The following is an 11,850-nucleotide window of genomic DNA, read 5'->3' as shown; positions in this document are numbered from 1 at the left end:
TTCACGCAAACCGGTCACACCCGCCATATCCTGCAATTCGCAATTGCCGTTAGTGGGACAAGTGAGGCAATCGAGCGGATGGTCGGAGATGTACAACTCCATCACGCCGCGCCGGATATCGGCCAGCTTCGGGGTCTGGGTCTTGACCTTCATGCCAGGTTCGCACGGTGTGGTGCAAGACGCCGGATAACCTCTGCGCCCCTCGATTTCCACCAGACACAAACGGCAAGAACCGAAAGGCTCAAGACTGTCGGTAGCGCACAGCTTGGGCACGCTGATGCCGGCATCCATGGCCGCACGCATGACCGAGGTGCCGGCCGGCACGTCGACGCTGACGCCGTCGATTTCCAGTACCACTGATTTCTCGGATTGCTTGGCCGGTGTACCGTAGTCAAGTTCATTAAGCTGATTCATCACATACTCCTGGTCCCAATGGAACGTGGGTGGTGTTAGTCGAGCAAACTATCAGGCGGCCTTGTCGGCAGCGCTGCTGGCAAAATCTTCGGGGAAATGATCAAGGGCCGACAGCACCGGCAATGGCGTCATGCTACCCATTGCACACAAGGAGCCGTTGATCATGGTGTCGCACAGATCCCGTAGCAGATGTATTTCATGCACCTGGCCGGCGGCAATCTTGTCGATCACCTCGACGCCACGGGTGGAGCCGATGCGGCAAGGCGTACATTTCCCGCAGGATTCAACTGCGCAGAATTCCATCGCGTATCGCGCCTGTTTGGCCATATCGACGCTATCGTCGAACACCACGATGCCGCCATGCCCCAGCATGCCGCCGACAGCGGCGAAGGCTTCGTAATCGAGCTTGGTATCGAACAGCGACTCCGGCAAATACGGTCCCAACGGGCCGCCGACTTGCACTGCGCGTATCGACTTGCCGCTGGCAGTGCCGCCGCCAAAGTCGAGCAGCATTTCGCGCAGTGTGACGCCGAACGCCTTCTCCACCAGGCCGCCGTATTTGATATTGCCTGCCAGTTGCATCGGCAAGGTGCCGAGCGAACGTCCCATGCCGTAATTTTTATAGAAGGCGGCGCCTCGCGCCAGGATGATCGGCACCGAGGCCAGCGAGATCACGTTATTGATGACGGTCGGCTTGCCGAACAATCCTTCGATGGCCGGCAGCGGCGGCTTGGCGCGCACCACGCCACGCTTGCCTTCCAGGCTTTCCAGCAATGCGGTTTCTTCACCGCAGATGTAAGCGCCGGCGCCTTTACGAACTTCCAGATGGAAGGAATGGGGCGAACCGAGAATATTCTCGCCCAGATAATTCTGGCTGTTTGCCGTGACGATTGCCTGGTTCAGCGCCACGATCGCATGTGGATATTCCGAGCGGACATAGATGTAGCCCCGGGTCGCACCAACCGCCAGCGCTGCAATCGTCATGCCTTCGATCAGCATGAACGGATCGTCTTCCATCACCATGCGGTCCGAGAACGTACCGGAATCGCCTTCGTCGGCGTTGCAGACTATATATTTTTGCGCTGCCTGGGTATCGGCCACCGTCTTCCATTTGATACCGGTCGGGAAAGCCGCGCCGCCACGGCCGCGCAGGCCGGACTCCAGAACTTCCTGCACCACCTCTGCGCTGGACAGAGTCAAGGCGCGCCGCAAGCCGGCATAGCCTTCATGCGCAAGATAATCCTCCAGCGACAGCGGATCGGTGATGCCGACGCGGGCGAAGGTCAGGCGCTCTTGCTTTTTCAAATAAGGAATTTCTTCGACCAGCCCCAAGGCATGACGATGCTGGCCGCCAGCCAGGAAACCGGCATCGAACAGTCCCGCCACATCGTCCGGCTCCACCGGTCCGTAGCCGATGCGTCCGGCGGCAGTAAGCACCTCCACCAACGGCTCCAGCCAGAACATGCCGCGTGAACCGTTGCGTACCAAGGTAATTTCCTGGCCGCGCTTACCTGCTTCGGCAACGATTGCCGCCGCAACCTCGTTGGCTCCCAGCGCTAGCGCGGTAGAGTCGCGCGGTACGTAAACAGTAATACCAGCAGTACTCATTGCGCACCTCGCTTGGCATGCACCAGCTTGTTGAATTTGTCGTTGCTGACGCGTGCATACAGATCGTCATCGATCTGCATGTTCGGGCCGCAAGCGCATTGACCGAGGCAATACACCGGTTCCAGCGTGAACTGGCCATCACTGCTGGTGCCATGGAAATCGCAGCCCAGCGCCGCCTTGGCGTGCGCGGCAAGCGCTTCTGCGCCTACCGCCTGGCAGGCTTCGGCCCGGCACAGCTGAACTATGTGGCGCCCTGCGGGTTGCTGGCGGAAATGGTGGTAGAAGCTGATTACGCCATGCACTTCGGCACGCGACAGATTCAACTGGTCCGCGATCAACGGCACTACCGATGCCGGTACGTAGCCGAGCGCGTCCTGGATGGCATGCAAGACCGGCAGCATGGCGCCGGGCATGGCCTGGTATTCTTGAATAATGGATTTGACCTGGTCCAGATCAACAGATGGGTCCGAAGGTACAACTTGTGATACTTGCGACACTTGAGAGCTTTGCATCTTCACGACAGTCTCCTACCGGTATTCGGTACTACAAAAGGTGCGCAGAATGGATGTTCTTGTTATAGCTACAGCACCTTGATCGGCGCACAACGGTGCGTCTTGAATCCTGTACTACACTGATCAATCGCAGGGTGGGCACGGGTGCCCGCCCTGCTTCACAACTTCACTCTATTACTTAAACAATACTGCAGATTTCTGCAGGGTAATCGAAATCCCCCAAACCAAAGGAATGATCACCGCCGCCCACGAAGCCCACAGCACCGCCGGGTTACCGCCGTTGCCGATGGTCGCCATCACTTCAGGCGCCAGCACCGCTTCGCCGCTGGCGGAAGCCTGCTCATGCGCCAGTTGTTTCTCGCGCGCCAGTTCTTCCGGCGTCATGAAATACTTTTCAGCGACCGGCCTGATCATCAGGTTGCACAGCAGGCCAACTACCAGCATGCCGGCCAGGATGTACATCGTGGTGTTGTAGACCGCTTCACGTGGGATACCAAGCGAGAGTTGATATTCGCGCATGTAGTTCACTACCACCGGCCCCAGAATCCCGGCAGTCGCCCAGGCAGTCAGCAAACGGCCATGGATCGCACCTACCATCTGGGTGCCGAACAAGTCAGCCAGATAGGCTGGCACCGTCGCAAAACCACCGCCATACATCGACAGAATCAGACACACCGCAGCAACGAACAGCGCTACGCTGCCGGCCGCACCGGACCAAGGCAAGCTTACATACAGCACAAAGCCGAGCACAAAGAACACGACGTAAGTCATCTTGCGTCCGATGTAGTCGGAGCATGTGGCCCAGACGAAACGGCCGCCAATGTTGAACAAGCTGATCAAGCCGGTAAAACCGGCGGCAATCGCTGCAATCGCACTTTTTTGCTCAATCGACAATTCGGTAAACTTGGCGCTGACACCCAACAGATGGCCGCCGAACATTTCCTGCAACATAGGTGACGCCATGCCGATCACGCCGATACCGGCCGAGACGTTCAGACACAACACCAGCCACACCAGCCAGAACTGCGGGATGCCCCAGACCTTGCTGACATGTACATGGTGCTGGGTAATCATGGCGTTGCCACTGGCGACAGGCGGAGTCCATCCGGCCGGTTTCCAGCCGCTAGGCGGAATCCGGTAACCGAAAGCGCCAGCCATCATGAAGACGAAGTAGATCAGGGCCATCACGACAAAAGTCTGCCAGACGCCGACCGAGACGTCGCTAGCGAAATGCTTCATCAGCTTGTCTGCCAGCGGACTGCCGATCAGCGCACCGCCGCCGAAGCCCATGATCGCCATGCCGGTCGCCATACCGCGGCGGTCCGGAAACCATTTGATCAGCGTCGACACCGGCGAGATATAACCCAGCCCGAGACCGACCCCGCCAATCAATCCGGAGCCTAGCCAGATCAGCCATATCTGATGCTGATAAACCCCGAGCGCCGAAATCAGCAAGCCTCCGCACCAGCACACGGCGGCCACAAAACCGGCCTTGCGCGGACCGACGTGTTCCAGCCAGCCGCCCCAGATTGCCGCGGATGTTCCGAGCAAAACGAAGAACATGGTGAAGATCCAGCCCAGCATTGAAATCTTCCAGTCGCAATTACTTGCGAATATTTCAGCAAAGAAACTCATGTCCTTTGCGCAGACCACCGATTCCTTGATGCCGACCGCTTTCGACAGCGGCAGCCAGAACACGGAAAAGCCATAAGCCATGCCAATACAAAGGTGGATTGCCAACGCCGCGGGCGGCACCAGCCAACGGTTGAAGCCTGGACCTGCAATGGTCCGTTCTTTATCTAAAAATCCCACATTCCCCCCTGGAAATAAAAAAAGCTTATATGTACCATAGGTAATTACTTACATATAGTTTTATTTGAGAAATATTTTGTTTCCTTATATTTCCTCTGTATATCTCCTATAGATATACAAAATATCATTAGTAGATGGCCTGCTCAATAGGCTATATTTTGCATAATGTATAGAGTCAAAATAAAGCCGCATTGGGAAATTTCGCGCGATGCAGAGTCGCCACTGGATACTGCTGTTTTATTGACATTGCTTACGGCGATCCAGGAAACCGGTTCGATCGCCAACGCCGCCAAACAGACGGGCGGCTCTTACCGTCATGCCTGGGGCTTGCTGCGCGATGCCGAACGCATGTTCGGCCATCCACTGGTAGAAACCGGGCGCGGGCGCGGCAGCCGCCTGTTGCCGCTTGCAGAAAAATTGATCTGGGCTGATCGCCGCATCGCGGCGCGTTTGTCGCCGACACTGGAGACACTGGCGTCCGAACTGGAAGGCGAGCTGAGCAAAACGGTAAGCTGCGGGCCGCCGATGATCCGACTGAACGCCAGCCACGGCTTTGCCGTTGCGGCATTGCTGAATCAGCTGAATGAACGGCGCCTGCCGGTGGAACTGCGTTATCGCAATAGCGCCGATGCGGTTGCGGCGCTGGCAAGGCAGGAATGCGACCTGGCCGGCTTTCACGTGCCGCTGGGAGAATTCGAAGAAGCATCGGTAGCCAGCTACCGCCAGTGGCTGGATAAAAACAAACATTGCCTGATTCACCTGGCGGTACGTAACCAAGGCTTGATGGTGGCGCCGGGTAATCCGAAAAACATCGCCGGCTTGTCCGACCTGAGCCGCGCGGGCGTGCTGTTCGTCAACCGCCAGCCGGGTTCCGGCACCCGCATGCTGCTGGAACTGATGCTGTCCAGGCAAGCGTTGTCGCCCACCGCCATCGACGGTTTCGAAACCGCCGAATTCACCCACTCCGCAATTGCCGCCTTTATCGCCAGCGGCATGGCCGATGTCGGTTTCGGCGTACAGACCGCGGCCCAGCGCTTCGGCCTGGATTTCATCCCGCTGGTGCGTGAGCGTTATTTCTTTGCCATATCCTGCAGCGCCATGAGCGATCCGCTGATGCAGCAAGTGATCGGCATCTTGCAGTCAACCTCGTTTCGCGCAATTGTCGATCAGATCAGCGGCTACGATGGCAGCGCCACTGGCGAAATCTTGTCGCTGTCGGAAGCATTCGCTGCACACTAGGATCTGGCGATCCTGATCAGCAAGTATCGCCCAGTTCCCGGCTACGGTTGGTTGCGGCCTTAACCGCTCGGCCAATCACCGCGCAGAAATCATCCTGCTGCAAACTGTTCAAGCCGGCGAATGTCGTTCCGCCTTTCGACGTAACCCGTTCACGCAATAGCGTCACCCCATCATCCGATTGCAACGCCAGTTGGGCAGCGCCGGCGACGGTTTCCAACGCTAGCAATTTGCTCTCCGCGGCATTCAGCCCGACTTCCAGGGCGGCATTTTCCAGCGCTTCTATAAAATGAAAAACAAAAGCCGGACCGCTGCCAGAGACGCCGGTGACTGCATCCAGCGACTGTTCTGCTTGCAGCCACAAAGTTTTGCCGACGGCGCCCATTACTGTATCGGCATGCAGCCGTTGCTCTGCGCTCACCCCCGGCATGGCAAACATGCCGGTCATGCCGCGCCCGATCAACGCCGGCATATTCGGCATGGCGCGCACTATCGCCGCATAGCCCTGCAGGCCGGCAGACAATTCCGCGGTGCGAATACCGGCAGCAATGGAAATCACCAACTGATGCTTGAGTTGCGCGGCGATATCCTGCAACACCGGGGCTATTTGCTGCGGCTTGACTGCCAGGATGAGGATATCGCAGTCCGCAACGGCCTCGGCGACACTACAGTCAACCGTCACGCCAAACCGCTGTGACAACTGCTGCAAGGTCTGCGGATTGACGTCGATGACGCGGATATTTGCCGCGACTGTAAAACGATTCACGAGTCCGTTGATCAAGGCGGCCGCCATATTGCCGCCGCCGATGAAAGTAATGTTGGGCTGCCGCCGCGTAGTCATCGTTTACTTCCTTTGTACTGAAATTGCACGAGCCGCAGACATCACCAGATTGGCGTAGCGGCCTTCATCGCTATCGGCGCCCCAGCGCGCTTTTGTAACTGCAACGTTGACGGCGCCGATACCGCGGCCGCGGGCATCCTTGACTGCGGCCGCGGTGGATACGTCACCGAGGAAATACTCTTCCTTGATATGGGCATATCCCTGCTCGCGGAAGGTAGCCAGCCGCAGTTTGATTTTTTTCGGATCGACGACCGTGAACGGGGTATGTTGCCGTAGTTCGGATGCGCCCAATATCACATCGACTTCTGCATCGCTCATGGTTGACAGCAATGCCAGTCCGGACGCGGTGCAATACGCCGGGATGCGCGTGCCGGTGACCACGGTCGGATTCAGGACGTGACGGCTGACGATACGTTGAACGAAAACCACATCGGTGCCGTCAAGTATTGTCAGGTTGGTGGTTTCCTCGGTTTCCTGGCTCAGCTGCTGCAGATAGGGTGTCGCCCGGGTGACCAACTCGCTGGATGACAGATAGTGATAGGCGAAATCGAGCAATTTGGGCGACAGCTCGTATTTACGGCTTTCTTCGTCCTTGTTCAGGTAGCCCAGGACTGTCAGCGTGTAGGTGAAGCGTTGCGCCGCGCTGAGATCGAAGCCGGTGAGCGCAGCAATTTGCGACAGTGAAAGTTGGCGCTGCTGGCCATCGAACGCCATCAGGACCCGCATCCCCTTTTCTACCGAATTCACGTATAGCGGCGAATCCATGGCACTGGCAACGGCGACTTCAACGTCGGGACTGACGCCGTCTTTTGCCGATGCCGATACCGGTTCTTTGCCTGCTTTTTTCTTACGTGGTCCGACAGCCTTGCCTGCGTCTGCGCTCATAGGGTGAATCGCCGTCTGCATGGCAGACCGGCCTTTTGGTTGAGGAAAGGATCTATTATCGCCGCTCATTGGTTTTTTGCGCTATCTGGAATATCAGACCGTTGTTTGTCGAGAACGACTGACGGCGACTAAGCACGGCGGTCCCATGCCAATTCGACGCCACGCGGCAGAAAATGTTTTTTAATACGCTCGCTCAACGTCAATTCGAACGCTTCGATTTTCAGAAAATAGCGTGGCATCTGGTAGCTGGCAAGCATGGACTCTGCCCATTGCGCCAATTCGTTGAACAAGACGTCGGAGCCAGGCTTGAATTGCACATACAGCATGATTTCCTGTTCGCCGATAGCGCTGTCGATGCCAATGGCAGCCGCCGCAGCCACCGCTGGATGGGTAACAAAAACCCGCTCGATTTCCCATGCCGAGACGTTTTCTCCTCGTACCCGCATGCTATCGGTACGACGACCGACAAAATACAAATCCCCTTCCGGATCCATGCGCGCAGAATCTCCCGTATACAGTTTTCCGTTCCGAACCGCAGCCGCGCTTGCTTCCGGATTGTCCAGGTATTGTGGCAAAAAGGTGCCGTCAATCGCGCTCGATACCACGATCTGCCCGATATCGCCGCTGGCTACCGGTTGATCATGGTCGTCCAGCAGTTCCACCTTAAGCCAGGGCAGTGTGCGGCCGATGGAACCCGGCTTGCAGCTGGTATTGACGGTGGTGAAGCTGGATCCCTCAGTCATGCCATAACATTCGCGCAGATCCAGTTGCAACTGCGCGATCACGGCATCCCATGCCTTTACCGATACGCCGGCGCCCCATGCCACGCGCAGGGTATGACTGGCGGGTTGCTGCGGCAGCTGCATCAGGATGTCCAGTATCCCGCCCAGATAGTGCAAATGGGTAGCCTGCGAGGTTTCTATCTGTTGCCAGAAGCGGCTCGCCGAAAAACGTTCGACTATGTGCAATTCCACTTGTTGCAGAAACGGCACCAGCATCATCTGCGCACCACCGATATGGCACAGCGGTTCCCAGACGAACATGCGGTCGCCCGCGCCGGCGCCGGAAACGATCAAGGTCGCTTCGCTGGCAATCCGCATCATGCGATGGGTGAACACCACTCCCTTCGGCGCACCGGTAGTGCCGGAGGTATAGATCAGGCATAAGGTATCGTCGGCCTTGACCGATGCCGCATGCAGCGGCCGGCCTGCGGCTGGCATCTGTTGCACCGTCAGCTGCACCTCCTCAAGCCAGACCAGGAGGGGCAGCAATTCCGGCAACACGGACAAGACCTCGGAAAACTCACGTTGCGCGATGAATAACGTTGGTTTGCAATGGCCGAGCAGATACTCGATACCGGGTCCTTTCAGACGCGTATTGACCGGCACCCACACCACGCCGCTCAGCATCAACGCATAGATCAACGCGATATGATCGAGGCCGTTTTCCAACATCAACGCCACCCGATCGCCGCGTTGGATACCTTTGGCGTCCAACCAGACTTGCATCGTGCCGACGCGTTTTGCCATGTCGTCGAACGATGTCCGGGTACCATTAAAATCGAGCAGCGTCCGTGGTCCCTTCTGCATCAGGCCATCGTGCAGCAGCGGCACGACGTCGAGATTGTCGCGAGGTGAACGGACAGGGAAATAATCGGAATAATTGTGCATATTAGTATCTTGATTGATGTCTTGATTTGTCTTGATTAGCATCGCAATGGCGCAGGACTTCACGCCTGCTCGGCGCGCTTGAAGAAGGTCGGGATCAACACCAGCACCGCAATCACCACCACCATGACCAGTGATACCGCGGCCAGCGTCGGATTGACTTGCAAAGTCATGTCATCCCACATTTGCTTCGGCAAGGTATTGGTCAGGCCGCCGCTGACAAAAATGGCAATCGTCAATTCGTCAAACGAAATGATGAAAGCTATCTGCAATGCTGCCACCACGCTACCTATCATCATGGGCAGCTGTATCGTGCGCAGCCGCGCAAATGCCGATGCCCCGAGGATGCGGCCGGCATCGTCGAGACGCCAGTCGAAACGCTTGAGCGCCGCCACCATTGTCACGACCACATAAGGAATCGCCAACACGGTATGGCCGATCGCCAGACCGAGATTAGTGCCGACCAGCCCGAGACGGGCGAACAGATAGAACAAGCCGACCGCGATCACGATGCGCGGCACGATCAGCGGCGCCAGGAAAACCGCGAACATGGGTTTGGTCCAGGTAGCCGGCAAGCGCGTCAGCGACAGTGCAGCCCCCAGGCCCAGAGCGGTGGCGGCAACCGCAGTTACCACGGCCACGCCGAACGATCGCAGCAATGCCGATTGCCATACCGGAGAGAACATGAACGACGAGAACCAGCGCAAGCTGAAACCCTTGGGCGGGAAGGCCAGGAACGGAGAATCGGTGAACGCAATTGGCAGTACCACCAGAATCGGCAGCGACAACAATGCGATCAGCACCACCGTATATATTTTAAGGCCGCGAACACTGGCGCTTATCGGTCCCAGTGCGGCATGAGCGCGTCCCAATGTTCTGCCGGCGACGATCAGGAAACCGTTCATGCCAGGTAAATTCTTGTTGCGTACCGCCGACCGCGACTCGCCGCTCAACGAAGACAAACCAACCAGCTTGTCGTACAAGATAAATACGGCAATCGCACAAACCAGCAAGACCGTCGACAAGGCGGCGGCAAACGGCAAATTGAATAATTCGTTAATCGCCGAAATCACCAGCTGCGCGATCATGGTTTCCTGCGGCGTGCCGAGCAACGCCGGCAAAATAAAGAACCCAAGGCTGGTGATAAATACCAGCAGGCCGGCGGCAGCCATGCCCGGCGCCGCCAGCGGCAGGAACACCGAAAAAAAGGCAACTGTGCGATTGGCGCCAAGTGTTTCCGCAGCCTGCAGTAATTGCGCATTAACGCCGCGCATGATTGGCAACATGTTCATCACCGCCAGCGGCAGCATCGCATGCACCATGCCTATCATCACCCCGCTCAAGGACGGCGCCAGGGCTTGCGGATCATCGACCAGGCCAAGCCCCATGGCGATCGAGGCCAGCACGCCGGTTTTAGACAACACCAGGATCCAGGCAAAAGTCTTCACCAGATAACTGGTCCAGAACGGGATCAGCAGCCAGATCATCCATTTGCCGCGACGGCGGTCGCTGATCTGGCTCAGGAAATAGGCGACCGGAAAACCGAGTCCGACTGCAAACAGCGCAGTCAGCAGCGATATCTTGAAGGTGGTCCACAATACCTTCGCATACACAATATCGCCGCTGATACGACGGAACTGCTCCAGACTCAGGTGGCCATCGGCGTTGTAGGCGCCGGTTTGCAAGATCTCGTAGACCGGCACGCAAAAAAAACATAGCAGGAATACGATAGACGGCAGCGCCGGCAACATGGCCTTGATCAGCTTGCGGCTTGAGGAATTGAACATGATGGCGACTCCTGTCAGACGGCAACGGCTGTGGTCAAGACGGTGCTCAATTCGCGCTGCCAGCTGACGCCAACGATATCGCCAACGAGGGGCGCTTCGCGGCGGCCGCAACGCAGCAGGAACGGCTCCGCTTCGCCGATGTCGATGAGTACGCGGATATCGGATCCGGCAAACACGACTTCGTCGACGCGACCGCGCAGATAAGCTGATTCGGGGTTCGCCAGACGCGCATTTTCCGGTCTCACGACCAGCGTCCTGGTGGCCGTCTGGCTGGCATCTTGCGGTATCACAGGTAATGAGAAACGGCCGTTGCGCAAGGTATCGAGTCCCGTGGCGCCTTGCTCCAGCGTTCCTTCCAGCAAGTTCGAGTAGCCGATGAATTGTGCCGAAAACACGGTGGCCGGCTGGTCGTACATGGCTTGCGGCGTGCCTATCTGCTCTATCTTCGACTGATTCATCAAACAGATGCGATCGGACAGGTTGAGCGCCTCCTCCTGATCATGGGTGACGTAAATGAAGGTAGCTCCCAAGTCCTTGTGCAGGCGACGGATTTCGGATTGCATGTGCTCGCGTAATTTCTTGTCCAGCGCGCCCAGCGGTTCGTCCAGCAGGATCACCGATGGCTTGTACACGAAGCAGCGCGCCAGCGCAATACGCTGTTGCTGGCCGCCGGACAATTCACGCGGAAGACGATGCGCGTAAGCGCCCATCTGCACCATTTCCAACGCATCCTTCACAGCGGCATCCATCGCCGCCCGTCCCTCTTTGCGCATGCGCAAAGGATAGGCGACGTTGTCCCATACAGTCATGTGAGGGAACAAAGCATAGCTTTGAAACACCATGCCAATGCCCCGCTCACCCGCAGCCTTGCGGGTGGCATCCTTACCATCGATCAGCAACTTGCCGTCGCTCGGCTCGACCAGCCCTGCGATGATCTGCAGCAGCGTGGTCTTGCCGGAACCTGAAGGTCCGAGCAGGGTCAGGAATTCTCCATCCTGAACCTGCAAATCGGTGGGCGACAGCGCGGTGACGTCCTGATAGCGCTTGCTAAGTCCAATTGTTTCTAATCTGGCGACCATTTTCCTACC

The 11,850-nt window shown here is 57.5% G+C and carries 10 protein-coding genes; 1 reads left to right on the top strand and 9 read right to left on the bottom strand.

Annotated features, from left to right (window positions below; genetic code table 11):
• The 4 genes from BM205_RS11815 to BM205_RS11800 form a co-directional block, all read right to left on the bottom strand.
• Window positions 1-414 (bottom strand): 2Fe-2S iron-sulfur cluster-binding protein (locus tag BM205_RS11815; protein WP_139227250.1); only part of this gene is annotated, 414 nt, incomplete at its 3' end.
• A 51-nt stretch (window positions 415-465) separates the two neighbouring features.
• The gene (locus tag BM205_RS11810; protein ID WP_092414688.1) at window positions 466-2,022 is read right to left on the bottom strand and encodes a formate dehydrogenase beta subunit; all 1,557 of its coding nucleotides are present in this window, start codon (window positions 2,020-2,022) and stop codon (window positions 466-468) included.
• The gene (locus BM205_RS11805) at window positions 2,019-2,534 is read right to left on the bottom strand and encodes a formate dehydrogenase subunit gamma (protein WP_092414708.1); all 516 of its coding nucleotides are present in this window, start codon (window positions 2,532-2,534) and stop codon (window positions 2,019-2,021) included. Before BM205_RS11805 ends, BM205_RS11810 begins: the two co-directional genes overlap by 4 nt.
• 174 nt (window positions 2,535-2,708) lie before the next feature.
• A complete protein-coding gene (locus BM205_RS11800; RefSeq protein ID WP_092414687.1) occupies window positions 2,709-4,346 on the bottom strand; it encodes an OFA family MFS transporter in 1,638 nt (545 codons plus the stop codon).
• Window positions 4,347-4,511: 165 nt separating this feature from the next.
• Between BM205_RS11800 and BM205_RS11795 the strand changes: the two genes are divergently transcribed.
• A complete protein-coding gene (locus BM205_RS11795; protein ID WP_092414686.1) occupies window positions 4,512-5,585 on the top strand; it encodes a substrate-binding domain-containing protein in 1,074 nt (357 codons plus the stop codon).
• Between the two features lie 16 nt (window positions 5,586-5,601).
• On the opposite strand, the gene proC is transcribed toward BM205_RS11795, so the two are convergent.
• The 5 genes from proC to BM205_RS11770 form a co-directional block, all read right to left on the bottom strand.
• Window positions 5,602-6,423 carry a pyrroline-5-carboxylate reductase gene (gene proC / locus BM205_RS11790; protein WP_092414685.1) on the bottom strand — a complete coding sequence of 274 codons (822 nt, stop codon included), beginning with the start codon at window positions 6,421-6,423 and terminating at the stop codon, window positions 5,602-5,604.
• A gap of 3 nt (window positions 6,424-6,426) precedes the next feature.
• Window positions 6,427-7,308, bottom strand: coding sequence for an IclR family transcriptional regulator (locus BM205_RS11785; RefSeq protein WP_371326481.1), 882 nt, complete (start codon window positions 7,306-7,308; stop codon window positions 6,427-6,429).
• A 128-nt stretch (window positions 7,309-7,436) separates the two neighbouring features.
• Complete coding sequence (locus tag BM205_RS11780; protein WP_092414706.1) at window positions 7,437-8,978, bottom strand: AMP-binding protein; 1,542 nt, start codon at window positions 8,976-8,978, stop codon at window positions 7,437-7,439.
• Window positions 8,979-9,037: 59 nt separating this feature from the next.
• Window positions 9,038-10,762, bottom strand: a complete 1,725-nt coding sequence (locus tag BM205_RS11775; protein ID WP_092414684.1) for an ABC transporter permease subunit — start codon at window positions 10,760-10,762, stop codon at window positions 9,038-9,040.
• A gap of 14 nt (window positions 10,763-10,776) precedes the next feature.
• Window positions 10,777-11,841, bottom strand: a complete 1,065-nt coding sequence (locus BM205_RS11770; protein ID WP_092414683.1) for an ABC transporter ATP-binding protein — start codon at window positions 11,839-11,841, stop codon at window positions 10,777-10,779.
• Window positions 11,842-11,850 lie beyond the last annotated feature (9 nt).

The sequence above is a fragment of the Collimonas sp. OK307 genome, from assembly GCF_900113705.1.
GTDB lineage: Bacteria > Pseudomonadota > Gammaproteobacteria > Burkholderiales > Burkholderiaceae_D > Collimonas.
This window is presented reverse-complemented; position numbering and strand designations above follow the sequence as displayed.